The following is a 25,129-nucleotide window of genomic DNA, read 5'->3' as shown; positions in this document are numbered from 1 at the left end:
TTACACCAACAGCGCGGGATAAGGTTGAAGCGCTTTGTGAGCGTCGGGCGCTAAACCATCCGAAAATCAGCGGTTTTGAAAGCCGAGCTTCCTTTACGTCAGCGGCGCGCAACCCTGTGGATATGCTGTGCATGAATCGGCTGGCCCGGGTCACGGTCGGAACCCGCGCAAAAGGTCAACGGCAAAGAGGCAGCTTTTCCATAAATTTGCGATTGACGGAGTATGTGCCAATGCGTCAGGTTGTGCAGGCCGCCGATGCGCACACAATATGTAGTGCAACCAGGGCGGCGAGGGACATTCTCGATACCAGCCGAATTTCAGGCTAGCAGGCGTGCGCCGAGGGGCGTGCGGTCGCAGTGTGGAGGGGTGCGCCCGATGAACAGGGTCCGGCGCGGAACGGCGCGTCGCGGCAGCCAACCAACATGAACCAGTACCCAAAGCGGGGCGAGAGGCAGCGACATGAAAATCGACAGAAAGTTCACGAAGGCCGGTAAGGACGCATATGCGGAGCTCGAGTTCGTCACGACCTCGTCCGAGATCCGCAATCCCAACGGCACGTCGGTCTTCAAGCTGGACAATGTCGAAGTGCCCGCCGGCTGGAGTCAGGTCGCGAGCGACGTGATCGCGCAGAAGTATTTCCGCAAGGCCGGCGTCCCTGTCCGCCTCAAGCGCGTCAAGGAAAAGGGCGTGCCCGAGTTCCTGTGGCGCTCGGTTCCCGATGGCGACAATGTCGAGACCACGGGCGAGACCTCGGCCAAGCAGGTCTTTGACCGTCTGGCCGGCGCATGGACCTATTGGGGCTGGAAGGGTGGCTATTTCACCACCGAGGCCGACGCACAGGCCTATTTCGACGAGATGCGCATCATGCTGGCCCGCCAGATGGGCGCGCCCAACAGCCCGCAGTGGTTCAACACCGGCCTGCACTGGGCTTACGGCATTGATGGGCCCGGGCAGGGGCATTACTATGTCGACTACAAGACCGGCAAGCTGACCAAGTCGACCAGCGCCTACGAGCATCCGCAGCCCCATGCCTGCTTCATCCAGTCGGTCGCCGATGACCTCGTCGGCGATGGCGGCATCATGGATCTTTGGGTGCGCGAGGCGCGTCTTTTCAAATACGGGTCCGGCACGGGCACCAACTTCTCCAGCTTGCGCGCTGCGAACGAGCCACTGTCGGGCGGCGGCAAATCCTCGGGCCTCATGGGCTTTCTGAAAATCGGTGACCGCGCAGCAGGCGCGATCAAGTCGGGCGGCACCACGCGCCGCGCGGCCAAGATGGTGATCTGCGATGCCGACCACCCCGATATCGAGGAATTCATCAACTGGAAGGTCAAGGAAGAGCAGAAGGTCGCCAGCATCGTCGCCGGCTCCAAGATGCACGAAGCCAAGTTGAACGACATCTTCGCCGCGATCCGTGCCTGGGATGGCAGCCTTGAGGATTCGGTCGACCCCAAGAAGAACGCGGGCCTCAAGGACGCCATTCGCGGCGCCAAGAAATGTTCGATCCCCGAGACATACGTCAAGCGCGTGCTGGACTATGCCAAGCAGGGCTATGAGAGCATTGAATTCCCGACCTACGACACCGACTGGGATTCCGAGGCCTATGCAAGCGTCTCGGGCCAGAATTCCAACAATTCGATCCGCGTCACCGACGCCTTCCTTCAGGCGGTCAAGGATGATGCCGATTGGGCGCTGATCAACCGCACCGATGGCAGCGTGGCCAAGACGATCAAGGCACGCGACCTCTGGGAGGATGTGGGCCATGCCGCATGGGCCTGTGCCGATCCGGGCATCCAGTACCACGACACGGTCAACGCGTGGCACACATGCCCCGAAGATGGCGAGATCCGCGGATCGAACCCCTGCTCGGAATACATGTTCCTCGACGATACGGCCTGCAACCTCGCCTCGATGAACCTGCTCAAGTTCTACGATGACGGTCGGTTCGACGCCGAAGCCTATATGCACGCCTCACGCCTCTGGACCGTGACGCTGGAAATCAGCGTGATGATGGCGCAGTTCCCCTCCAAGGAAATCGCGCAGCGCAGCTTTGACTTCCGCACGCTGGGCCTGGGCTACGCCAATATCGGCGGCCTTCTGATGAATATGGGTTTCGGCTACGATAGTGACGAGGGCCGCGCGCTTTGCGGTGCGCTGAGCGCGATCATGACGGGCGTCGCCTATGCCACCTCCGCCGAAATGGCGGGCGAGCTCGGCGCCTTTCCGGGCTACGAGCGCAATGCCGAGCATATGCTGCGCGTCATCCGAAATCACCGAAACGCGGCCAATGGCGCCTCCGAAGGCTACGAGGCGCTGGCGGTCAAGCCCGTGCCGCTGGACTTGACCGGCTGCCCCGACAGCCGCCTTGTCGAGCTGGCCATGTCCACCTGGGACGAGGCGCTGGCACTGGGCGAAAAGCACGGCTACCGCAACGCGCAATCCACCGTCATCGCGCCCACCGGCACGATCGGCCTTGTCATGGACTGCGACACAACCGGCATCGAGCCTGACTTCGCGCTGGTGAAGTTCAAGAAACTGGCCGGCGGCGGCTATTTCAAGATCATCAACCATTCGGTGCCTGCCGCCCTTGAAATGCTGGGCTATGGCTCGGCGCAGATCGAAGAGATCATCGGCTATGCCGTGGGTCACGGCACCATCGGCAACGCGCCCGGCATCAACCACACCTCTCTGGTCGGCCACGGCTTTGGCCCCAACGAGCTGGCCAAGGTGGACGCGGCGCTGGGCTCGGCCTTCGACATCCGCTTCGTCTTCAACCAGTGGACGCTGGGCGTCGAGTTCTGCACCAATGTCCTCGGCATCCCCGAGGCCAAGCTGAACGACCCGGCCTTCGACCTCTTGGCGTATCTGGGCTATTCTAGGAAGGATATCGAGGCGGCGAACGATCATGTTTGTGGCACGATGACCCTCGAAGGCGCGCCGCACCTGAAGGCCGAGCATTACCACGTCTTCGACTGCGCCAACCCCTGCGGCAAGAAGGGCAAGCGCTATCTCAGCGTGAACAGCCACATCACCATGATGGCCGCCGCGCAGTCCTTCATCTCGGGTGCGATCTCCAAGACGATCAACATGGCGAACGACGCCACGATCGAGGATTGCCAGAAAGCTTATGAACTTTCGTGGTCGCTCGGCGTCAAGGCCAACGCGCTCTACCGCGATGGCTCCAAGCTGAGCCAGCCTCTGGCCTCTGCCTTGGTCGAGGATGACGACGACGCGGCCGAGATCCTGGAAAGCGGCAGCAATCACGACAAGGCTGTTACCCTGGCCGAGAAGATCGTCGAGAAGATCGTCATCAAGGAAGTGAACAAGTCGCAGCGCGAGAAGATGCCCGAGCGCCGCAAGGGTTATACCCAGAAGGCGGTGATCGGCGGTCACAAGGTTTACTTGCGCACCGGCGAATATGCCGATGGTCAGCTGGGCGAGATCTTCATCGACATGCACAAGGAAGGCGCGGGCTTCCGCGCGATGATGAACAACTTCGCCATCGCCGTGTCCGTGGGTCTGCAATATGGCGTCCCGCTGGAAGAGTTCGTCGATGCCTTCACCTTCACCAAGTTCGAGCCCTCGGGCATGGTGCAGGGCAATGACAGCATCAAGAACGCGACCTCGATCCTCGACTACATCTTCCGCGAGCTGGCGGTCTCCTATCTCGACCGCACCGATCTGGCGCATGTGAAGCCCGAGGGCCACAGCTTTGACGATCTGGGCCGCGGCGAGGAAGAAGGCGTCAGCAATATCAGCGAGATGAGCGAGGCCGCGGCGTCGAAATCGCTCGAAGTGCTCAAGCAGATCAGCTCGACCGGCTACCTGCGCAAGCGTTTGCCTCAGGAACTGTACGTGCTGAACGGCGGTCAGGCCTTCTCATCGGTGGCGGGCGATCCCGCGCGCAGCCTGCAAACGCTGGTTCCCGAGACCGCCGGCGCCACCATGACGGCCTCAAGCGCAACCTTCACGGCCACCTCCGTCTCCATGGACGCCCGCGTCAAGGCCAAGATGCAAGGCTACGAGGGCGAGGCCTGCGGCGATTGCGGCAACTACACGCTGGTCCGCAACGGCACTTGCATGAAGTGCAACACGTGCGGCGCGACGAGCGGGTGTAGCTGAGTAATCGAGGGTTGTTGTCGGCCGGTGTGAGAAGCCATAATTTTGTCCGAATTTCAAAATTCAGATGAAGTGCCTTCAACGAAATAGAGAGTCCTCGCGTTCCGCGCGAGGAGTTCATTAGACGCAAGTCGGAGCAATTCGATGAAATCGATATCAGGGGGGCGTCCTTGCGGCGCCCTCATGCCTTTGCGATCTGGGGGCACTTCGTGCCTCGGCCACTGCAGAGGGCACCCGACGGTAATCAATGGCAGCGGTTTTTCGTAATCAGAAAATGTTGCTAGTATTCAAATACGGGGACATCACGGGTGGCAACGTGGCCGCGCGGATCCTCACGGCTCCAAGTTCAATGTTCGGTTGCCTCTCGAAGTCAGGCATTCACGCATCTATTCGATGGACCTTTCCGCAATGGCAGCCCCATCATGGACGGCTGCTGAGGGATAGACGACGACTTGATCGCCGGCCTTCAACCCGCCTGTCACCTCAGCCTCGATGCCATTGTTCTGGCCGATCGAGATCTGGCGCTGGACAGCCTTACCGCCTTTTTCGACGAAGATTGACCACTCGGAGCCGGACCGGAACAGCGCGCTGGATGGCACGCGCAGGACATCATCCGCCTCCCATACGACGATCCGCGCCTCGACGCGGTAACCGTGTCCAAGGCCGATTCGCGCGGTGGCGGGCGTGGCAAGCGCGATGGTCACCGACACGCGCTGCTCCTCGACCCCGAGGGCCGAGATCTGCGTCATTCCGAAGGGATCAATCCGGGTGACCTCGCCCGCGAGCGCAGCAGGGCCGCCCCAATCGTCGATGATCACCCGGTCGCCGCGCTCGACCTGCACCGCGTCGGACGAGATCAGGTCGACGACGATCTCGAGGTCGCCCTCGACGTCGCCGATTTCCATGATAGGTGCGCCTGCCGGCAGGGTTGTCTCGCTTTGCTGGATAATCCGCAGGATGCGGCCCGAGGCCGGGGCGTAGAGTGGAATGTCGTCCTTGGTTTTCTCGCCCGGTGCGGCGCCCAGACCGCGATCATCGAAGCCGATCAGTTGCGAGCGGGCGTTGGCCAGATCCGCCGTGCGCATGTCGATGGCGGCGTGTGCGGTTTCGACCGCGGCATCGGCAACCCGGAATTCCTGTCGCGCGCGGTCAAGCGCGGCGCTGCTTGCGATATCGCGCTCGGCCAGGCGCTGGGTGCGCTGCCACTGCGTCTCGGCCAGATCGCGGCTTGCCTCGGCGGCATTCAGATCGGCGCGGGCGACCCTCAGCGCCGCCTCGGCGGCCTGTACGGCGGCCTGCGCCTGCTCGCGCGTGCGAATGTCGAGCGCGGCGGGATTGGTAGGCAGCATATGCGCGATGACCGTCTCGCCGTGCAGCACGGCATCACCGGGATCCACCTCGACCCGCTGAAGCCGCCCCGCGACGGGCGTGGAGACGACGTAAGGTTCGCTGACGCGGGTGCGGCCTTCTTCGTCGATCGTCACCATCATCGGCCCGCGCGTGACGCTTCCCAGATCGACCATGATCGGCCGCGGCCAGAAGGCCGCCGTGAGTGCGCCAAGGATCAAGGCGCCAACCACCGCCGTCAGGATCAACCGGGACCGCTTTCGTGCCTTCGCCATCGTCTTACTCCCGCGTCTTGAGTGCTGCGACCAGATCCGAGCGATCCAGATCGCGCTTGACCATCCAGCCCGAAACCGTCGCGGCGGCCAGCACGACAAGCATGGCTTGCCCGTAGCTGGCCGGATTGAAAGTCGCGGGGATCTGGTAGAGGTCGGTCGAAAATCCAGCGGCGATGCCGAAGGACAGGTAATACCCCAAGATCGCGCCCACCGGCAGCGCCACGAGTATGACCACAGCCAATTCGGCCAGCAGCACGAAGCCCACGTCGCCCTTGGTAAAGCCGATGACCCGCAGGCTGGCCAGGTCACGCGCACGCTCGGCATAGGCGATCCGGGCGGCATTGTAGACAATTCCGAACGTGATCACGAAGGCGATGGCCCCCATCACGTAGCGAATAGCGCCCGCGCCGGTGTTCATCAGGGTGTTGAACGCTTCACGCGCCTGCGACTTGAGGCTCAACCCGGCCACGGTGGGCATGTCCTGAAGCGTCTGATAAATGGCGTCGGCATAAGCCTCGTCAATCGTCAGATACGCGCCCGAAACGCGGCCCGGCTCGCGCAGGCTTCGGTTGAGCGCGCCCAGATCCATGAAGGCCGGCGAGCCCAGCAACGTCTCGGCGATGCCGCTGACGGGAATGTTGAGCACCGGCTGGCGGCCTTCGCGCACATCCACAGTCACGGTGTCGCCCGCCTCGATTTCGAGGATGTCGGCCAGCACGCTCGACAATACGGCTCCGGTCTGCGGCATCTCTACGGGCTCCATATCGCTATTCAGGGCGCGGTTCAGCACCGGTCCCTTCGGCAGGCCGGTCAGCGCCCCGCGATAACTTCGCTGCCCATGGCGCAGGATGGCGGCGACGTTGCGAACGCCTTCTACCCGCTTGACCCCCGGAATGCGGCGCATCTCGAACAGGGTCTTGTCGCTGACCGGATCGGTGAAACTGACCGTCACGTCGCTGCGATCCACAACGGAGAATGTCAGATCAATCGTCCGGTCAAAGCCAGCGTAGATCGTGATCATCGCCACCGACAGCGCCATGCCGCAAGCAATGCCGATCATCGCACCCGCCATGCGCGCAGGCTGGCGCGTCAGGCGGCGCAACACCATGCGGCTGGGCTGATCCAGCCATGAGGACAGTCGCCGCAGCGCGCCGCCCACACGGCTGTAATCGGGAGGCGCGGGCGCGCGCATGGCGGTGGCCGGCGTCAGCCTAAAGACCTGCCGCAAGACCAGAAGCCCCCCGGCAGAGGCCGACAGGACGCTGACCGACACGCCAATCACGAAGGAGGCCGAATCGAGTTGAAAGACGAGAAAGGGGAACTTGAAATAATCGGTATAGAGCCCGATCATCGCCCGGCCCAGCCCGATCCCGCCAAGGCAGCCCGCGATGGCGCCCCCGACGGCGATGGCGAGGATGAGTTTGAAGTAATGGCTGCCGACCTCGGTATTGGTATAGCCAAAGGCCTTCATCAGCCCGATTTCCTCGCGCTCGGACTGCACCATGCGGCTGATGACGATATAAAGAAGGAAGGCCGCCACGGCGAGAAAGATCGGCGGCACGCCCGCGGCGGCGGCATCCAGGCCGTCGATCTCCTCGGATATGAAGCGGTTCGACGTCTGGTCCTCCAGGCCGTAGGCGCCGCTGCCGCCATAGGGCGCCAGCAGCCGGTCGACCCGGTCAAGGACGGCAGCGGCATTCACACCCCGCGTAAGATCCAGCAGCGCCTCGTTGAAGGCGCCGTCCATGTCATATGCGGCGGCGAGACCCGGACGGCTCATCCAGATGACGCCAAACCGCGCGTCGTCGGGGACGAGCTCACCGGGGGCTGTGACATAAAGAAATTCGGGGCTTTGAGCGAGGCCGACGATCCTGAAGCTGCGGCGCGCACCGTTCATCGTGGCGTCGAGGTTGTCGCCGGGATGCAGGTTATGGGCGGCGGCAAAGCTTTGCAGCAGCACGATCTCGTCCGAGCGGCCCGAGGCTGGCAGGCGGCCATCGGTCAGGTAGACGTCGTTAAGGGCCGGGCGCCCACGCTCGGGCACGGACACGGCCTGGGCCTGCACGGGCAGCGTCTGATCCGGCAGGTCGATCAACGCGCGTCCCACGATGCGCGTCTGAACCGCCGAGACGCCTTCTATCTGGGCCAGGTGGCCGGCCAGCCGTTGGGGTGCGCGGCTGACCGGCGCAAACACATCGGCCAATCTGTATCGCTCGTAATAGGCCGCGCGCGTCTCGCTGAGCGAGGCGACGAGTCCCGTCATCATCACCAGCATCATTACGCCCACCCCGATCACGGCGCCGATCGCGATGGCCTGCCCCTTCATGCGCCACAGGTCACGCAGGAGTTTATGATCGAGCGGGCTTACCACTCGATCTCGGATGGGCTGAGTTTGGTCTCGTTCCGCACCACCTCGCGGATATCTCCGTCTGCGAAGTGGATCACGCGGTCTGCCATCCGGGCCTGGCTGGCGGCGTGAGTGACCATCAGCACGGTCGAGCCCAGCTCTTCGTTGACGTCACGGAGCACCTCCAGCACGGCGCGGCCTGTCTGGCTGTCGAGCGCGCCGGTCGGCTCGTCGCAGAACAGAACGTCGGGTCGTTTCGCAACGGCGCGGGCAATGGCAACGCGCTGCTGCTCGCCGCCCGACATCTGCGCCGGGAAGTGATCGACGCGGCCCTTCAACCCCACCAGCGCCAGCGCCTCGTCGGGGTCCATCGGATCGCGTGCGATCTCGGTCACCAGCTCGACATTCTCGCGCGCGGTAAGACTGGGCATCAGGTTGTAGAACTGAAAGACAAAGCCGACGTGATCGCGCCGGTAGCGAGTCAGCTGCGCATCGCCCATGTCGCTGAGGCATTGATCGCGGAAATGCACAATACCGTCCGTGCCGCGATCCAATCCGCCGATGATGTTCAGAAGCGTCGACTTGCCGGACCCGGACGGCCCGAGCAGGACCACGATTTCGCCCGAAGGAATCTCCAGATCGACGCCGCGCAGAGCATGGACGGCCGAATGGCCGTCGCCGTAAACCTTGGTCAGTCCCCTGGTGCGATAGGCGGGCAAGGGGGGGTGCCCCGCAATCATCGCTTTTTCCTCGCCCGCCATCACGTCCGTGCCACGTTCCATCGCGGTGAGGAAGGCTCCGTAATCTTTTGCATTGGTTTTTGTGCTCCCCCTGGACTTTATGATCGGCCCTGCGCCTCTCGCAGTGCTGTCCGCAAAAGCAGTATGACCGCCCATTGCGGCTGACAGAGTGACAATCATCAATACAGACCAGTGGTCGGTAACTACCGTCTGATCCCTCCGGCATCAAGCTGATTCCGCGAAAAAGAATAGCGCTGGCCTGCGTTCCGGGGCGTCGCGATCTCCAAGGTGCATGCGGCCTATTCTCTGGGCGCGAGCCGCTGGCAGATCCTGCGACACGTGATCGTGCCGAACTTCCTCCCGGAAATCTTCACCGGTGCGCGGGTGGCGATGGGGTCTGCTGGGGCACGGTGGTCGCAGCCGAGAAGGGCGCAGGCATGATGATCATGGTCGCGAGCCGTTTCCAGCTGACCGATATCGTTCTTATGGGGATCATCCTGATCGGAGTCATCGGCTTCAGCATCGACATCCTCATGCGTAAGGCCGAGGATTTCCTGGTGCCATGGAAAGGCCGCACCTGAGAAGAACGCTGGGTGAAAGTAACCATGGCTCCTGGATGGGTCGCAGTGTCATACTGGTCTCGGGCGTGTCCAAGCTGCTACCTTTTGGGCCTGCGTTGCATCGGGAATTGGTTTGTGAGGCCGATGGTCGGCAGTCCAGGGCATTGCCCGGACCTGTGCTGTATCTTGAAAAATCAATCCCTGAAGGCACCAAAGCGGTCTTGAAGAGCGCGCATGTGCTCCAGCCTTGTTGAAACGCTATCGCCCAGATGCGCGGTCAGGTCGTTCAGCAGCAAGGTGCTGAGGCAGGAATAGGGTACATGCGAGTCCCAGAACAATTGCGAGTCGGTGCGCAGGGGAAAAACCATATCCGTATGGTCGCGTGCCCAGATGCAGTGCGTGTCGCAGATGATGATCAGCGGAATTCCCGCTTCTTCGGTGGCGGCCGCAAGGGTCAGACTGGCCTGAGTATAGCGCCGCATCTCGAAAAGGACGACGCAATGCGAGCTTGCCGGGTTACCCAGGATATCACCAAAGATGCCATCCCTGCCATCTTCGATCCGCACATCATCCCGCAGATAGGCAAGGCGCGTGGCAAACCCTGACGCGATCCCTGCAATCGTCTGAAATCCCGCGACATGCAGCTTTTGCGCGGCGCCGATGCTGCGGATCGCGGCATGCCATGCCGGGGTGCCGCGCAGCGCATAGGCGCTTTGCAAAGCGGTGACGTCCATATCGAAATTGTCCCAGGAATCGCCGCTTCCCTTGGCGCGGATGCGGCCAAGACGGTCGGAGACCCGCACTGGTGGCGCCTCGATCTGACTGAGCAAGTCGGTCTTGAGATCTGGCAGGCCGTTATAGCCCAGCCTGCGCAGAAACCGGCCGACCGTCATCTGGCTGACACCGATATTCTCGGCGATTGAGGCGGCGGTCTCGAAGGCGAGGCGCTCGAAATGCGTGAGCATGTAATTGGCAACGGCTTTCTCGGCGCGCGTCAAATCCGGGTACTTCTTGCGCAAGCGATCCTGAAGGGACGGCTGGGTCATCGGCGAGGCTTCTGGCTGGTTAGGTCTGGCAGGCGGTCGAACCAAGGGCATTCTGCCTCGATCTGGCCAGCAAGGCGAAAGAGGATGTCTTCGCGCCCGAAATCGGCGGAAATCATCACGCCCACCGGCAGCTCGGCCTGCGAAGGCTTGGGACGGTGCCAGCCCACCGGCACCGTCATGCTGGGCGCACCCGTCATGTTGTAGAGCTGCGTAAAGGGCGTAAAGCCGGTGAGGGCCGTGCGATAGGCGTCCAGGTCCTGCGTGTCAGTGCGTTGCACACCCAGTTCAGGTGGCAGGGTTGCCAGTGTCGGGCTGAGGATCACGTCAAAGCGCGCGTGCAGATCGGCCATGCGGCGGCTTTGCGCGTGGATCTGAAAGAGGGCTTCGGCATAGTCCTCAGCGCTCATGTCGCGCGCATCCTCGATGGCATTCCATGTCACGTTGTCCACATCCGCGCGCGCAACCTGGCGGCCCCGGCGCGTGCCGATGGCGTTGATGCTGCGCGCGACATTGCTGGCCACCAGCACCCAGAGCGCCTTTTGCAACGGCTCGACCTCGCCGGGCAGGGTCATCTCCTCGACCTCATGGCCGAGGGAGGCCAGAAGATGCACGGCATCCATGGCGGCCTTGCGGCACGGTGCCGCGACGGGCTTGCCGCTCATCGGAGAGATGTGCCAGCCGATGCGCAGGCGACCGGGGTCACGCAGGACTTCCTCGGCATAGGGCCGCGCGCGGGCCGGGGCGCAATAGGGATCGCCGGGCGCCATTCCCTGCGTCGCATCCAGCATCGCGGCGCTGTCTCGCACCGACCGGGTCAGCACATGCGAGACCGAGAGGCTGCCCCAGCCTTCGCCAACCAGCGGCCCGGACGGGTTGCGCGCGCGCGATGGCTTCATCCCGAAAAGGCCACAGCAGGAGGCCGGGATGCGGATCGAACCGCCCCCATCGCTGCCATGGGCCGCCGGGACAATGCCCGCCGCAACGGCGGCCGCGGCGCCGCCCGAAGAGCCGCCGGCGCTGCGCGCCAGATCCCAGGGGTTGCGCGTCGCACCCGTGAGGGAGGTTTCGGTCGATGCGGCAAGTGAGAATTCGGGCGTCGTCGTTTTGCCGAAGATAACGACCCCCGATGCCTTGTAGCGCGCGACCAAGGTCGAATCGCTGGCCGCAGGCACACCCTTTGACAAGAGGCGAGCGCCATTGGCCGTGACATGGCCGGCAAGCTCGCCCGACGCATCCTTCAGCAAGAAGGGCACACCGCGAAACGGGCCCTCCGGAAGGCCGGCATCAATGGCAGCGCGGCCATGATCATATAGCTTTTGCGACAGCGCATTAATCACAGGATCGCACGCTTCCGCGCGATTGATGGCCGTCTCCAGAAGTTCGTTGGGCGAAGCGTCACCGTTTTTTACCAATGCGGCCAAACCGGTGGCGTCATGCTGTGCGTAATTTTCCATCGGGACGCGCCTTTGTGTAATGTTCTGAATATAACCGTGATTGACAGAATGGGACTTTTATAACAGCATCGTCAATAAGCTCTGCAAGCAACCGTGCAAAGAGCGTATCAACTGGGGAATTCCGACATGAAAACACTCAATCTGATGGGCGCAACGGCGCTGTTGGCTTTTGGTCCGATGGGCGCCTTGGCGCAAGACAGTGTGATGACATGGGGCAAGCCGGCCGAGATCACCGGCTTTGACGTCCATGTCGCGGGCACCGTTGCCTCGTGGGAAATGTACCAGATGGTCTACGAAACTCTCCTGACCACCGATGCGGACCTAGGCCTTGCCGCAGGTCTTGCCGAGGCTTGGGAGCAGACATCGCCCACGGCCTACACGCTGACCTTGCGTGAAGGCGCGGCCTTTTCCAACGGACGGGCGGTCACGACCGATGACGTCATCGGCAGCCTCGAGCGGATCAAGAACCCCGAGACGGCAAGCTACTGGTCGCCGCAGCTGGGTGACATCGCCCGCATGGAGGCCACGGGCGAGCGCGTGATCGAGATCGAGCTGGCCAGCCCTCAGGCGAGCTTCCTGCCCGCGCTGGCGCATATCACGGCGGCGATCCTGCCCATGAAAGAGCTGGAGGAGGGCAGCTTCGATCCGGCGTCTCAGATGCTGGGCTCGGGTCCCTTCATGGTTGAAGAACACAAGCAGGACGAAAGCTGGACCCTGGCCCGCAATCCGCATTACTGGCGCGAGGGCTATCCGCTGGCCGACACGCTGGAGGTGCCGATCATCCCCGACGAGAGCGCGCGCATCGCGGCGCTGCGCGACGGGCGCATCGACTTCACCACGTTCGAGAACCCCGACGCGCAGCAGATGCTGAGCAGCGCGGGCAATGTCGCCATCGACGTCCAGCAGACCACGAATTACTACCGCCTTGACGTCAACGCGCTGGACGAGGAGTCGCCCTTCCACGACAAGCGTATCCGCCAGGCAATGAACCTCGCGCTGGACCGCGATGCGATCAATGATTTCGTCTTCGCTGGCACATCGTCGCCAGATTACCCGGTGCCTGCCGCCTTCGGCAAGGAGGCGTGCCGCGATCTGGACACCTACGCGATGCCGCGCGAGGAACGCCTCGAGAAGGCGCGGGACCTATTGGAGGAGGCGGGAAATACCTCGCCCGAAATCGCGCTGACGCTCAGCTCGGCCAATCCGGTTCTGGGGCGCATCGGGCAGGTCGTGCAGCAAAGCCTGGGCGAGGCGGGCTTCGACGTCTCGCTCGATCAGGTGCCGACGGCGGAATACCTGCAAAAGGTCTTCACCGATGGCGATTTCGATTTCTCGGCCTCTTGGCTGGCGGGCTATACCGACCCCGGAATGGTCATCAAATGGTGGAACCCTGAATTCGCCGTCTGGAATGCCGTCTTCCACGAGAACGTGCCCGAGCTGTCGCAGGCACTCGACGATGTGGGTGCGATGCAGGACGGCGCCGAGCGTGACGCCAAGCTGACCGAGATCTGCGCGATGATCGACGACGGCGCCAATATCCTCGCCCTGGTCGGCAAGTCCGATTACCTCGCCTACCGCGAGGATCAGGTGGACGTGACGCTGTCAGAGCGGTCCGGATCGGCGAATACCTATCAGTTCATCGCCGAGTTCGATCCCAAGTAAGGCATTCGCGGCGGCAGTTCTCATGCGCCGCCGCCGCTGATCGTTCGGAGCGTCAATGCGCCTTTTCCTCTACCTTCTGCCGCGGCTGGCCGCGATGATCGTAACGCTTTTGGGCGTCTCGATCCTCGTCTTCCTGTCGCTGAGGATGATCCCCGGCGGCTATGCCGACATCCTTCTGGGCCCCTTCGTCACCCCCGCCGCGCGCGAGGCGATCAGCCAGCAATACGGGCTGGATCAGCCCTTGGTGGTGCAATACCTGCGCTGGCTGGCAGCCCTTCTTCAGGGCGATTTCGGCGTGTCGATGGTGACGCGCCAGCCGGTTCTCGATGAGTTCATCCGCCGCGCGCCCGTCACGCTCGAGCTGGCGCTGATCGCGCTGGGACTGGCGCTGTTGGTCGGCCTGCCCTTGGGGGTTTGGTCGGGCATCCGGCAGGGCGGGCGGCGCGGCGTCGATTTCGCGCGGCTGGTCGGTGCATTGGGCGCGAGCGTGCCGGATTTCGTGCTGGGCAGCGCGCTGATCTTCGTCTTCTCGGTCTGGTCGCTCTGGTTCCGTGTCGGCGGATACGTGCCCTTCGGCGAGGACCCCGTTGGCAACATGCAGGTGATGCTCTTGCCCGCGCTGACGCTGTCGCTTTTCGGGATCGCGCTGGTCTTGCGCACCACGCGGGACGCAGTGCTGCGCGTGATGACCGAAGGCTACATCACCGCCGCCGTCGCGCGGGGCGAGCGGCCCCGCGATATCGTGCGGATGCACATTCTGCGCAACGCAGCCATCCCGGTAGTGACGGTCGTGACGACCTATTTCGGCTTCCTGCTGGGCGGCGCCGTGGTGGTCGAGGTGCTGTTTTCCGTGCCGGGCTTTGGCCTCTACATCTTCAACGGGCTGCTGAACCGCGACTATGCCATCGTGCAGGCCGGGGTGCTTCTGGCGGCGACCGCCTTTGTCGCAATCAACATGCTGGCCGATTTTCTCTATGCGGTGATCGACCCGCGCGTGGGGGCGGATTGATGCGGACAGCTTTCAACTGGCTCAGGCGCCTCTGGCGCGCCGATTTCCTGTCGGCCTTCGGACTGGCGGTGCTGGGTCTGCTGATCTTCCTCGGCATCTTCGGCCAATGGCTGCCGCTGGGCGATCCCACGCGCATCGCCGCCGGGCCGCGCCTCGGGCCGCCATCGCTGGCCTTTCCCTTCGGCACGGACGAGCTGGGCCGGTCCTTCCTGCCGCGCGTCGTGCAGGGCATCCGCGCGACCTTCCTTTTGTCGGCCATCGCGGTCCTGATCTCGGCAGTGATCGGCACGGCGCTGGGCATGGCGGCGGGATATTTCGGGCGCGGCATCGACATCGCGGTGGCGCGCGGGGCCGACATCCTTTTCGCCTTTCCCGCGCTGCTGGTCGGCCTGCTGGTTGCCGCTGTTCTGGGACCGGGGCAATTCTCGGCCATCTCGGTCATCTCGATCGCGACCTTGCCGCTGCTCATTCGCGTGGTCCGGTCCGTCACGCTCAGCGTGGCGGGGCGCGGCTTCGTGATCGCGGCGCGCGTGGCCGGCGCGTCCTGGGTGCGCATCCTCGCGGTGCATATCCTGCCCAACGTGATGGGCGCGGTGATGGTGCAACTGACCTACGCCCTCTCGATCGGGATGATCATCGAAAGTGCACTCAGCTTTCTGGGCCTCGGGGTGCAGCCGCCCGAAGCCTCGCTCGGCTCGCTTCTGCGGCAGGGCAGCGCCTATCTGACCATCGCGCCCTGGATGGTGCTGTCCTCGGGGGCGGTGCTGTCGCTGGCGATCATGTCGGTCAACCTCGTTGGCGATGCGGTGCGCGACATGCTGGAGCCGCTGAAGGGCAGGGCGCTGACATGAGCGATATCGCCAAGGCCGAGGGCGTCGTCATCTCCTACCGCACCTCGAAGGGCAGCTTGCGTGCGCTTGACGGCGCAGATCTTGCGGTGCGCGCGGGCGAGACACTGGCCGTGGTCGGTGAAAGCGGATCGGGAAAGTCGACGCTGGGCATGGCCTTCGGCCGTGTTCTGCCGGGCGAGGCCGAGCATGAGGCAGGCACGATCGAGGTGGATGGCACCAACGTCTTTGCCACGGATGCCGAGACATTGCGCAACCTGCGCCGTGACAAGCTTGGCTTCGTCTTTCAGAACCCCATGACGGCGCTCGATCCGACGATGCGGGTGGGCCGCCAGGTGGCGCGCGCCATGCCGGGCCGTGCCAGCGACGCCGAGATCGCGGCGCTGCTGGAGCGGGCCGAGCTGTCCGATCCGACCCGCGTGATGCGCGCCTATCCGCATGAGCTGTCGGGCGGCATGGCGCAGCGCGTGGTGATCGCGATTGCGATTGCGCGCTCGCCGCAGCTCTTGATCGCGGACGAGCCGACGGCGTCGCTGGACGCGTCGATCCGTGAGAAAGTGATGGCGACATTGGCACGCCTGCGCGACGAGACCGGCGCCAGCCTTGTGGTGCTCAGCCACGATCTGCGTCTGATGGCACGCCACGCGGGCCGCGTCGCGGTGATGTATGGCGGCCGGGTTGTCGAGGTTGGCGCCAGCGCCGCGGTGCTGGAGCGCCCGGCGCATCCCTATACCCGCGCGCTCCTCGCCGCGGCATCGGGAAGCGAGCGTCCGGGCGAGCGGCTCGAGCCGATCCCCGGCACGCCGCCCACCCTGAGCGGGCGATGCGAGGCCTGCGCCTTCGCCCCGCGCTGTGCCTTCGCGCAGGAGAAATGCCATGCAGAGCGCCCCGAGCCGCGCGAGGTCGCGGGCCGCGAGGTCATTTGTCACTTTGCCGAGGATGTTCTGGCAAAGACGCCCGCAAGCAGGGAGGATCCGCGATGAGTGCCGTCATCACGCTCGATAAGGTCGGCGTCACCTTTCGTCGCCGCCTGATCGGCGGAGACGTGGTCGAGGCGGTGCGCGATGTGTCGCTGGAAATCGCCGAGGGCGAGACGCTGGGCCTCGTGGGCGAGAGCGGATCGGGCAAGACAACGCTCGGGCGCGTCTGCCTCGGCCTCTTGCAGCCCACCACCGGCGAGATGCGGATGCAGGGCGAGGCATTTGGCAGGCTGCGCCAGCGGCGCGGCCAGCTGTCTGTCGTGCTGCAACACCCCGAATGGGCGCTGAACCCGCGTTTGCGCTGCGGCGCCTCGGTGGGCGAGCCTCTGCGCGTTCTGGGCACGCCTGCCGCCGCCCGGCAGGAGGCGGTCGCGCGCATGCTCGATCAGGTCGGGCTGAGCGCCGATTTCGCCGACCGCTATCCCGGTCAGCTTTCGGGTGGCCAAAGGCAGCGCGTGGCCATCGCCCGCGCGTTGATCACCGAGCCGCGTTTCATCCTGTTCGACGAGGCGGTGAGCGCGCTCGACGTGTCGGTGCAGACGCAGGTGCTGAACCTCATCCGCGATCTGCAGGCCGATCACGGCTTTGCCGCGATGTTCATCTCGCATGATCTGGCCGCGACGCGCTATGTGTCAGACCGCATCGCAGTGATGCTCCGGGGCGAGATTGTCGAGGCCGCACCCGCCGAGGATTTCTACGGCACCCCGTCGCATCCCTATAGCCGGGCCCTGATGGAGGCCGTGGCATGATATGCCTTCGTGCCCTGCTGTTGGCGCTGTGTGCCTCTTCTGCACAGGCGGAGAACGCCGAGGTCACGCGGACATGGGACGCGGCGCAGGTCTGGCTGCCCGGCACGGTCAACGCCACTACAGTCGATGCGCTGGACGAGGCAGATGCGCCGCGCGCCACCGTCCTTTATGCCCATGGCTGCGATGGGCTGAGCCGGATCACCACCGTGACGGCACGGTTCCTGGCGGGCGCCGGTTATCTGGTCGTCGCACCCGATAGTTTCGCGCGGCAGAACAAGCCTGTCAGTTGCAACGCGGCGCAGACGCGGGGCGGGTTGCACCGCGCGGTGCTGGGCTGGCGGCAGGAAGAGATGCAGTATGCCTTGGCCCAGCTGCGCGAAACAGAAGTGCTGAGGGAGGTTCCGATCGTCCTCATGGGCCATTCAGAAGGCGGGATCACCGTCGCGACGATGATGGCCCCGGATGTCGCGATGCGCATCATCGAGGGTTGGACCTGCCATGCCGGATGGCCGGACTATCGGGGCCTGAACGCGCCTGTTGATCAGCCGGTGCTGGCCCTCATCGGAGAGGATGACCCTTGGTTCCGCCAGCCGGTACTGAGCGGCGATTGTGGGGCATTCATGCACGGCGAGGCGCAGATATCACGGGTCTATTCCGCGCCGGACTACCTTGCAGGCAAGCATTGGCTGAGCGCGGACAAGGAGGTCCAGGGCCTCATCGTGAATTTCGTCGATGCCTACCTCCCGCCGGAGGTCATCCGGGCAGAGTAAAGAGCAAAAGCTGATCGAGGCGGTCGAGGACGGCTTTGACGCGCAGGTTGATCTGACGGCGGATCTTGTCCGCTTTCCATCGACGCGGGGAAACGAGGCGCCCGCGCAGGATTTCATGGCCGGACAGATGCGTGCGCGGGGATGACACTGTTCATCATGCATTGGTGCGGGCTCCATACGAAGACTGGCTGAAATTGCGCGTTCTTGACCATGACCTGGCGCGCACCAAGACCACCTACGTAACGTCTGATATATCGCCTTACTCAACGGCGGCTTCCCAGCAAGAACCGGACCTTGCGGAGCAAGATGGATCAAACACAACTTAAGGCGCAAACCGTCGGGTTTTAGTCAGTCGTTCCTCTGCCTGGAGCTGACCGCGTCAAAACGTGGACAGTCTGGCCTGTGAGCCTTGGCGTTCTACTTCTTCTTCTGCAATCAGTGCGGTGATACCTCCCAGAACGCCCATCTTGTCATTGCGTTTGCTCATGCAGCGCTGTCGGTGGCGGCGGGCGCGGAAAGAAAACGCAGCAGCGGCGCAGTGGCATCTGGATCACCCTTGGCTTCCAGCTCAAGGAACGCGATGGCGACCACTTCATGTTCGGTCATGCGCCTCAGGATGGGCAGGTCCTGCGGAGGGGCCATACGCTCGAGCCGCTCGAAATCGGCGATGTAGCTTGGAAACAGCTTCCGCATGTGGGCGATCATTGCGTCCCAGTCCTGCGGGCCGTCGGCAATGGTTGCGGTTCCTTCAGCGCCCAGGACATGAACTGCGCGGGGTGTGAGATCATAGCGCTGCAAAAGCGGCTCGACAATCTGCGCAGTATGCCGCTCGACATCGGCAAGAAGCGTGAGTTTGGCCTTGTGATCAGCAGTATCGCACAAGTCAGCCAGAGCGTTGAAATAGGCGATGCCGCCAATCTCCTCCTCGTAATAGTCAAGTAGCGTCTTGAGATAGGTCGCGTCAGCCTGCGCTACATTCGCCGGATCCTCGAGCGATATCGGGGCGGGCATCCTCGCGCCCACATCCATCCGGTCAAAACGTAGCGGCTGGTCCACGTCCTGAACGCTGTCGAGCTCGGTGGCAAAGCGGTGGCCGGCATGCACGGCGGCGGCCACGATCGAGGGAGCCTCGCAATCGCCGATGAGCGTGAGCGTGAAGGGCAGGCGGGAGGCGTCCCCCTCCACCGAGGCGAGGATCTCGTGATAGAGCGCGTTATTCGGCGTGCGGTGCGTCGCCAGCACGGCGGCCTTGGCCGGAATCGCGCGCTGCCGCCCGGTATAGGCGCATTCCAGCGTCGCCTCGGCGCCGTCGAAACGCACCAGCGTATGCGCTGTGATGATCTCGATGCCCTTCTCCATCATCTGCGTGCGGATGCGCCAACGCTCCGAGGTGTTGCCGGCCCAGGCCGACACGCTGTCCTCCTCGGTGACATAGGCCACCTGCTGCCCCGCATCCGCCAGCGCTTCGGCCATGAGGCCGCCGATATAGTAATTGTCGCCATCGAAGACGACGCATGGCCCCTCGGGCAGGGTGCCGTCCATGATGTCGTCGGGTGTCAAAATCTCGGCGCCATCCGCTGCGACCGGCACGTAGGATTTGCCGTCGAAACGGTCGCGCCGCCATGTGGCGCCGGTGGCGATGGCGACGTGATCGGCCTCGACGGCAAGGACATCCTCGGCGCTCAGGCGGCTTTCGCGGAAGACCTCGACATTCGGCAGCTTCACGAGCTGCCCCTCGCGGTAGTCCCGCACGCGGATGTATTCGCCCATCCCCGGCAGGGCCGCCTCGCGCGGCACGCGCCCGCCCAGATTGCGCGTGGCTTCGGCCAGCATCACCTCGTAGCCTCGCCGCCCTGCGGTACGCGCCGCCTCGAGGCCCGATGGACCGGCGCCGACGATCAGCACGCGGGCGTTCGAGCCTTTTTCCGCCACGTTCTCGGGGTGCCAGCCGCGCCGCCATTCCTCGCCCATGGTGGGGTTCTGGGTGCAGCGGATCGGCACGCCGAGGCTGTCGCCCGAGTAGCAGATATTGCAGCCGATGCATTCGCGGATATCCTCAGGGCGGCCTTCCTCGATCTTCTTCGGGATGAAGGGATCGGCGATCGAGGGGCGCGCGGCCCCGATGAAATCGGTGATCCCGCGCCTCACCTGGCTGGCCATCGTGTCGGGCGAGGTAAAGCGGCCCACGGTGACGACGGGCACGTCCGTGATGCTCTTGACCCAAGACATGTAAGGCTCGAGCGCGCCCTCCTTGGCAAAGCGCGACATGCCCATTTCCAGCGAGTAATCCGCGATGTTTATGTCCCAGAGGTCGGGCAGATGCGCCAGCCGCTCGAACATCTCGCGCCGCTCGCCATATTCCGGAACGCCGTCCTTGCCGATGGTCTCGTCGGCCTTGAAGCGCACGGCCACGGCGCAGCGATCGCCCACGGCCTCCTTCGTCTCCTCGATCAGCTCGCGCGTCAGGCGCAGCCGGTTCTCGAGGTTGCCGCCATATTCATCGCCGCGCGTGTTCATGACCGGGTCGAGGAAATTGGCCAGAAGATAGCCGTGGGTCGCATAGACATAGACGATGTCATAACCCGCATCGCGCGCGCGCAGCGCCGCCTTGCGGTGCCAGCGGCGCAGGTTGCGGATGTCGGTCTTGTCCATCGCGCGGGTCTGGAACGGGTGTCCGGCGAGATTGGGCAGGCTCGCCACATCCATCGCGGGCAGGCGCGAGTAGAGATTGGGCGAGCGCGCGCCGCCATACCAGAGCTCGGCCCCCGCGAGCGCGCCATGCGCGTGCACCGCGTCGGTCATCAGCCGGTTGGCGCGCACATCGCTGTCATCCCAGAGCGTCGCATGCACACCGGGCGCATCGTCGGAAGTGGGGTGGATCGAGTTGTATTCGGTGCAGACGACGCCCCAGCCACCCTCGGCCTTGACGCCGCGCATCGCGGCCAGCGTCTGCGGGCGCAGATAGCCCATGCCGGTGCAATGCGGCACCTGGAAAAAGCGGTTCTTCGCGGTCACCGGCCCGATCTTCACCGGCTCGAAGAGGATGTCGTATCTGGGATCACGGGTCATATGGGCACCTTTCGGCTCGGATCAGTCGGTGGCGAGACGGGGAAGTTCGCGGCGGAAGGGCACGATGTCCTGCGATGTCTCGCCCAGCTCGCGCGCATAGCGGTGGCCGCCATAGACGGCGGCGGCGATGGTGCTGGGGCCGAAGCAATCGCCGATGCGCGTGAGGCTGGGCGCATCCTCGCGGCCCTCCAGCAGCGCCTCGACGCCGCGATAAAGCCCATCCTCGGCGCGGCGCATCGTGACCGGCAAGAAGGTTGCGCAGGGGATTTGATGCTCACGCTCGGTATAGATGCATTCCAGCGTCACGGCATCGGCCTCGACCTCGGAGACAGTGTGAAGCGTCACGATCCTCACATCCATCTCCATCAGCCGGGTCTGGATGCGCCGTTGTTCCAGTGTGTTATGCGTCCAGTGCGAGACATCGCCCGCGGGCGTGACCAGCGTCACCTCGTGGCCCTTGTCGCGCAAAAGCTCGGCCAGGACGCCGCCCATGTAATAGTGATCATCGTCGAAGATCACGACCGGGCCGGTCGCCTCGGCGCCGCGCATCAGCGCATCGACCGTCACAACATTCGCGCCCTCGTCGCGGGGGATCGGCGCGTCATTGTGACGGCCCACGCCGGTGTCGCACCACTTGGCGCCGGTCGCGATGACGATGTGATCGGCGCCGAATTCCAGCACCTGCTCAGGCGTCAGGGGGCTGTTCAGGTAGGTCTCGACATTGGCCATCTGGCTGATCTGGTATTCGCGGTAATCCGACACGCGCCGCCACGCCGAAAGGCCGGGCAGGGCCGACTCGAGCGTCACGCGCCCACCGATAGCATCACTGGCCTCGGCGAGCGTCACGTCATAGCCCCGCTGCCCCAGCGCGCGCGTCGCCTCGAGCCCTGCGGGGCCCGCGCCGACCACCAGAACGCTTTGATCGGCGTGCTTTTCGTCGATCTTCTCTGGATGCCAGCCGCGACGCCATTCCTCGCCCTGCGTCGGATTCTGGGTGCAGCGCAGCGGGACGGACAGGAAATCCGAGCTTACACAGATATTGCAGCCGATGCATTCGCGAATATCCTCGATCCGGCCTTCTTCGATTTTTTTCGGCAGGAACGGATCGGCAATCGAGGGGCGCGCGGCGCCGATAAGGTCGAGCACGCCCGACTTGACCAGCTTGACCATCGTGTCGGGCGAGGTGTAGCGCCCGACGCCCACGACGGGCTTTTGCGTGACCTTCTTGACGAAGGCGACATGGCTGTTCTGGAACCCCTCGTCGGAAAAGCGCGAGGTCATGCTGTCGTTTTCCCAGTCGCTGAGGTTCACGTCCCACAGATCGGGAATGTCAGCCAGCATCTCGACCACGTCGCGCCCCTCGCCGGTCGAGGTGAGGCCGGCCTCGCCCATCATCTCCTCGACGCCGAAGCGGATCGCGATGCCGCATGTGTCGCCGACGGCCTCCTTGGTATCGCTCAGCACCTCGCGCAAAAGGCGCGCGCGGTTCTCGAGGCTGCCGCCATATTCGTCGATGCGGTCATTGCCGCGCCGCGACAGGAAGGTCGACAGCACGCTGAGGTTATGGCCCGCATAGACATAGATGATATCGAACCCCGCGCGCTTGGCCCGCTTGGCCGCGTCGACATACCAGCGCCGCACGTTGCGGATATCGGTCGTGTCCATCACGCGCACCTGCACCGGGTCGAGATATTCCACGGGCCGCGCGGAAGGCCCCATCGGAATTTCGCGGCTATAGCGGTTGGCGGTCGAAAGCCCGTCATAGCAAGGCTCGATGCCCGCAAGGCCGCCATATTCATGGATCTTGTCGGTCATGCGCTGGAAGACCGGAATATCGGCATCGTCCCAAAGCCGCCCCTCGATGGTCGGGCTCAATTCCGACGAGGGGTGGATCTCGACCTGTTCGGTGCAGACCACGCCCCAGCCGCCCTCGGCCTTTGTCCCGCGCATCTCGGCCATCGACGAGGGGTATTGATGCCCCATTCCGTTGCAATGTGGCACCTGGTAGAAGCGGTTGCGCGTCGTCACGGGGCCGATCTTGACCGGCTCGAAGAGGATGTCATAGCGCGGATCGCGGTTGCCGGGGCGGATGATGGGGTCTTGCCTGGTCATTGCTTGGCCTTTCCGAGGTTCTGTTTGCGTGCGGCGCAGGAGTTGCACTCCTCCACGCCGCCGAGTGTTTCGATCGCGGCGCGCGCGGTGCTGTCGCCGCTGAGATGTGCGCCGGACATCAGCGCGATATACGGGCCGGCGACGGCCTCACCGGCGAAGAAAACCCGCTCGCCCAGAGGCTCGGCCAGCACGTCGCGCGATGCTGCGCGGCCGGGCTTTGCCGCAGAATAGGCGCCGAGTGTCAGCGGGTTGCTGTCCCAGCCGCTCATGTGTCCCTTGACGAAATGCTTGCGCGCGTCCGAGCCCATCATGCCGGCGAATTCGCCCAAGGCGAAATCAATGGCGGCGGCCTCGCCCTCGGCCGCCAGATCCCAGCCGAATTGCCCCCCGACAAAACCGACGGCGATGTCATGCCCGGTGGGGAAGGTCAGGAAATAGCAGGCCTCGGCGGGCAGGGCCGCTGGCACGGCATAGGTGAGAAAGTCATTCTCCGACAGGCCAAAGCGCTCGCCGTCGAATTGCAGGCCGATCCGCGTCAAAAGGCCCATCGGCACGTCCGAGATCGCCTGCTGTTTCGTGGCCGGCAGATCGGGGGTAAAGCGGACCCGCCCCGAAGCCAGAACCCCGGTCGAGACGGTGACGATTGCGGCGCGGGCATTGATCGTGCCTTTGCTGGTCTCCACCCGGACGCCGTCCCCGCTCCAGTCGATGGCGATGGCGGCGGTATCGAGGCTGACCGGGAGCGCGCGCCCCAGATGCGCGACAAGCGTGCCAAGACCCTCGCGCACGAGGTAATTCACGTCGAAATCTGCGTAGGCGTTGAAATCGGCGGTCGAGAGCGCGTCCAGATCGACGCCGAAATCCATTGGCCCGGTCCACGTCTGCGCGACGGCATCCATAGGACCGTTCAGCGGCGCAAGGCTGGACGCGGCGACGTCGCGATCCGTGTCGAGCGCGGCATAGAGACTGGCATAGGCGCGATCATAGGCGCCGCGCTCGGCATGATCCGCGCGGCGGCCCTCGACATAAAGCACATCGCGCGCTCCGGCGTGATCCACCAGCGTCGCGCCCAGCTCGCGCGCGGCCTCCAGATGGGGCAGATCGCCCGGCCCCTGCAGCCAGGCGCAGCCATGATCGTAAGGCACGCCGAAGGTCGCGCTCTCGGTATAGGCGCGCCCGCCGATGCGGCCTGCGGCCTCTATGACTTGCACGGAGCGCCCGCTGGCGATGACCCGCCGCGCCGCCGCGATGCCGGCCACACCCGCGCCGATCACGACGATGTCGGGGTTTGTCACATTGGCGCGCGTGAGCCTCGGCCAGGCCAGCGCAGCGGCCATTCCGGTCATCGCACTGCGGCGGGTGAGGCGCGCACCGCTCATGTTTTGCGGCGGGCTAGAGTCTGCGCGCCCGAAAGGGCAAAATGGTGCGGGAAATGGCGCGCTACGATGTCCATGACCTGCTGCTGGGCGCCCTCGGGCGTCAGCCAGCCGGGGCAGAGGATCATGCTTAGCCAGAGCCCGTCGCAGAGGCACTCGATGGAGGCGGCCACCGCCTCGGGGCAGACATCGTCATAACCGCCCTCGGCGATGATCTCGGCGCAGAGCCGCTCCATCGCGTCAATGCGTTCGTCGTCGAACTCGTTGACCATCTTGTCATAGATCAGCCGGTATCGCGTCTCGCCGAAAAAGGCGAACCAGGCCTTCATCTTGGTCGGCGAGGAGGTCACCGGATCAAAGCTGGCGGCGATGATGCTGGCCAGCCGTTTGGTGGGCGGCAGTGCCGTGTTCTCGCAGATCGGCGCCCAGACCTCGCGATATTCTTCGGAGAGATGGCGCAGGGTCGACGTGAGCAGGTTGTCCTTGGACTGGAAATGCAGGCTGACGATGCCCATCGACAGACCCGCGCGGCGCGTCACCTCGGCCATCGTGGTGCCCGAGACGCCATGATGTGCCAGCGCCTCGATCGTGGCGTCTATCAGCTGCTGGCGGCGCACTTCGGGTGGCGCGAAGCGGCGGCTTCTGAGGGCTTCTTGGGTGGTCAAC

17 protein-coding genes and 1 pseudogene are annotated in these 25,129 nt (G+C 64.3%); 9 read left to right on the top strand and 9 right to left on the bottom strand.

Going from position 1 to position 25,129, the window contains the following annotated elements; translation table 11 throughout:
• Nucleotides 1–459: 459 nt before the first annotated feature.
• Nucleotides 460–4,122 (top strand): vitamin B12-dependent ribonucleotide reductase, encoded by a 3,663-nt coding sequence (locus ACEWPM_RS02020; RefSeq protein ID WP_393960807.1) that lies wholly within the window; start codon nucleotides 460–462, stop codon nucleotides 4,120–4,122.
• Nucleotides 4,123–4,505: 383 nt separating this feature from the next.
• Here ACEWPM_RS02020 and ACEWPM_RS02015 read toward each other — a convergent pair whose 3' ends face one another.
• The 3 genes from ACEWPM_RS02015 to ACEWPM_RS02005 are packed head-to-tail and all read right to left on the bottom strand — an operon-like array spanning nucleotide 4,506 to nucleotide 8,828.
• The gene (locus ACEWPM_RS02015) at nucleotides 4,506–5,741 is read right to left on the bottom strand and encodes an efflux RND transporter periplasmic adaptor subunit (RefSeq protein ID WP_393960806.1); all 1,236 of its coding nucleotides are present in this window, start codon (nucleotides 5,739–5,741) and stop codon (nucleotides 4,506–4,508) included.
• A gap of 4 nt (nucleotides 5,742–5,745) precedes the next feature.
• Nucleotides 5,746–8,112, bottom strand: coding sequence for an ABC transporter permease (locus ACEWPM_RS02010; protein WP_420767990.1), 2,367 nt, complete (start codon nucleotides 8,110–8,112; stop codon nucleotides 5,746–5,748).
• A complete protein-coding gene (locus ACEWPM_RS02005; RefSeq protein ID WP_393960997.1) occupies nucleotides 8,106–8,828 on the bottom strand; it encodes an ABC transporter ATP-binding protein in 723 nt (240 codons plus the stop codon). The genes ACEWPM_RS02010 and ACEWPM_RS02005 overlap by 7 nt, the downstream gene beginning before the upstream one ends.
• A gap of 270 nt (nucleotides 8,829–9,098) precedes the next feature.
• Here ACEWPM_RS02005 and ACEWPM_RS02000 point away from each other — a divergent pair.
• Nucleotides 9,099–9,409 (top strand): annotated as a pseudogene (locus ACEWPM_RS02000) (ABC transporter permease subunit); the annotation flags it as partial.
• Between the two features lie 173 nt (nucleotides 9,410–9,582).
• Here the strand turns inward: ACEWPM_RS02000 and ACEWPM_RS01995 are convergent.
• Nucleotides 9,583–10,434: a MurR/RpiR family transcriptional regulator gene (locus tag ACEWPM_RS01995; RefSeq protein WP_393960804.1), complete on the bottom strand. Its 852-nt coding sequence runs from the start codon at nucleotides 10,432–10,434 to the stop codon at nucleotides 9,583–9,585.
• On the bottom strand, nucleotides 10,431–11,888 hold the full coding sequence (locus tag ACEWPM_RS01990) for an amidase (RefSeq protein ID WP_393960803.1): 1,458 nt from the start codon (nucleotides 11,886–11,888) through the stop codon (nucleotides 10,431–10,433). The genes ACEWPM_RS01995 and ACEWPM_RS01990 overlap by 4 nt, the downstream gene beginning before the upstream one ends.
• Before the next feature lie 126 nt (nucleotides 11,889–12,014).
• Here ACEWPM_RS01990 and ACEWPM_RS01985 point away from each other — a divergent pair, with 126 nt between their 5' ends.
• The 7 genes from ACEWPM_RS01985 to ACEWPM_RS01955 are packed head-to-tail and all read left to right on the top strand — an operon-like array spanning nucleotide 12,015 to nucleotide 18,051.
• Nucleotides 12,015–13,550 carry an ABC transporter substrate-binding protein gene (locus ACEWPM_RS01985; RefSeq protein WP_393960802.1) on the top strand — a complete coding sequence of 512 codons (1,536 nt, stop codon included), beginning with the start codon at nucleotides 12,015–12,017 and terminating at the stop codon, nucleotides 13,548–13,550.
• 55 nt (nucleotides 13,551–13,605) lie between these two features.
• A complete protein-coding gene (locus ACEWPM_RS01980; RefSeq protein ID WP_393960801.1) occupies nucleotides 13,606–14,559 on the top strand; it encodes an ABC transporter permease in 954 nt (317 codons plus the stop codon).
• Nucleotides 14,559–15,410 (top strand): ABC transporter permease, encoded by an 852-nt coding sequence (locus ACEWPM_RS01975; RefSeq protein WP_393960800.1) that lies wholly within the window; start codon nucleotides 14,559–14,561, stop codon nucleotides 15,408–15,410. The genes ACEWPM_RS01980 and ACEWPM_RS01975 overlap by 1 nt, the downstream gene beginning before the upstream one ends.
• On the top strand, nucleotides 15,407–16,390 hold the full coding sequence (locus ACEWPM_RS01970) for an ABC transporter ATP-binding protein (protein ID WP_393960799.1): 984 nt from the start codon (nucleotides 15,407–15,409) through the stop codon (nucleotides 16,388–16,390). The genes ACEWPM_RS01975 and ACEWPM_RS01970 overlap by 4 nt, the downstream gene beginning before the upstream one ends.
• On the top strand, nucleotides 16,387–17,136 hold the full coding sequence (locus tag ACEWPM_RS01965; RefSeq protein ID WP_393960798.1) for an ATP-binding cassette domain-containing protein: 750 nt from the start codon (nucleotides 16,387–16,389) through the stop codon (nucleotides 17,134–17,136). The genes ACEWPM_RS01970 and ACEWPM_RS01965 overlap by 4 nt, the downstream gene beginning before the upstream one ends.
• Nucleotides 17,133–17,906 (top strand): dienelactone hydrolase family protein, encoded by a 774-nt coding sequence (locus ACEWPM_RS01960; protein WP_393960797.1) that lies wholly within the window; start codon nucleotides 17,133–17,135, stop codon nucleotides 17,904–17,906. Before ACEWPM_RS01965 ends, ACEWPM_RS01960 begins: the two co-directional genes overlap by 4 nt.
• On the top strand, nucleotides 17,869–18,051 hold the full coding sequence (locus ACEWPM_RS01955; RefSeq protein ID WP_420768006.1) for a hypothetical protein: 183 nt from the start codon (nucleotides 17,869–17,871) through the stop codon (nucleotides 18,049–18,051). The genes ACEWPM_RS01960 and ACEWPM_RS01955 overlap by 38 nt, the downstream gene beginning before the upstream one ends.
• Nucleotides 18,052–18,389: 338 nt before the next feature.
• Here ACEWPM_RS01955 and ACEWPM_RS01950 read toward each other — a convergent pair whose 3' ends face one another.
• The 4 genes from ACEWPM_RS01950 to ACEWPM_RS01935 are packed head-to-tail and all read right to left on the bottom strand — an operon-like array spanning nucleotide 18,390 to nucleotide 25,128.
• Nucleotides 18,390–20,975 carry an oxidoreductase gene (locus ACEWPM_RS01950; RefSeq protein ID WP_393960795.1) on the bottom strand — a complete coding sequence of 862 codons (2,586 nt, stop codon included), beginning with the start codon at nucleotides 20,973–20,975 and terminating at the stop codon, nucleotides 18,390–18,392.
• A 21-nt stretch (nucleotides 20,976–20,996) separates the two neighbouring features.
• Nucleotides 20,997–23,087 carry an oxidoreductase gene (locus ACEWPM_RS01945; protein ID WP_393960794.1) on the bottom strand — a complete coding sequence of 697 codons (2,091 nt, stop codon included), beginning with the start codon at nucleotides 23,085–23,087 and terminating at the stop codon, nucleotides 20,997–20,999.
• Complete coding sequence (locus ACEWPM_RS01940) at nucleotides 23,084–24,466, bottom strand: flavin monoamine oxidase family protein (protein ID WP_393960793.1); 1,383 nt, start codon at nucleotides 24,464–24,466, stop codon at nucleotides 23,084–23,086. Before ACEWPM_RS01940 ends, ACEWPM_RS01945 begins: the two co-directional genes overlap by 4 nt.
• Entirely contained in the window at nucleotides 24,463–25,128 is a 666-nt protein-coding gene (locus tag ACEWPM_RS01935; RefSeq protein ID WP_393960792.1) for a TetR family transcriptional regulator C-terminal domain-containing protein, read from the bottom strand. Before ACEWPM_RS01935 ends, ACEWPM_RS01940 begins: the two co-directional genes overlap by 4 nt.
• Nucleotide 25,129 lies beyond the last annotated feature (1 nt).

It is taken from the genome of Roseovarius maritimus, assembly GCF_043355895.2.
GTDB lineage: Bacteria > Pseudomonadota > Alphaproteobacteria > Rhodobacterales > Rhodobacteraceae > Roseovarius > Roseovarius maritimus.
The sequence above is the reverse complement of the archived record's forward strand: the minus strand, read 5'-3'. Positions and strand labels throughout refer to the sequence as shown.